This is a genomic window from Neisseria sp. P0021.S006, from assembly GCF_051956895.1.
The window spans coordinates 1-484 of record NZ_JBQCWZ010001147.1; the positions used below are offsets into that span (position 1 = coordinate 1).

The 484-nt window shown below is 45.7% G+C and carries 1 protein-coding gene; it reads left to right on the forward strand.

Translation table 11 applies throughout. From position 1 onward, the window contains the following. On the forward strand, positions 1–468 hold a 468-nt coding region (gene recR, locus ACTHUM_RS19185), incomplete at its 5' end, for a recombination mediator RecR (RefSeq protein ID WP_440403870.1). Positions 469–484 lie beyond the last annotated feature (16 nt).

The following is a 484-nucleotide window of genomic DNA, read 5'->3' on the forward strand; positions in this document are numbered from 1 at the left end:
GCTTTGCAGTTTGCTTTGAGACAGGTGCAACATTGTCGGATGTGCAACACATTTTGCGAAGGCGATTTGTGTGAAATTTGCGCAGACGAAAAACGCGATAAAAGCCGTTTGATGATTGTGCATATGCCGGCGGATGTCTCCAGCATGGAGGCGGCTAATTGTCATGATGGCCTGTATTTCGTTCTGATGGGGCAAGTCAGTCCGGCGCAGGGCATGGATATTTCGGCAGTAGCGTTAGATAAGCTGGTTGTCCGTTTGCAGGCGAGTGATATTGAGGAAATTATCATTGCAACCAACTTCACAGCCGAAGGCGATGCGACAGCATATGTATTGGCGGAATTGTTTAAAAATCTTCCTTATAAAGTCAGTCGATTGGCGAGGGGAATCCCTTTGGGTGGTGAGATGGAATATGTGGATGCTGGTACTTTGGCTCAGGCTGTTTACGATAGAAGGAATATTCAATCTTAAATGGCAATATAAAAAG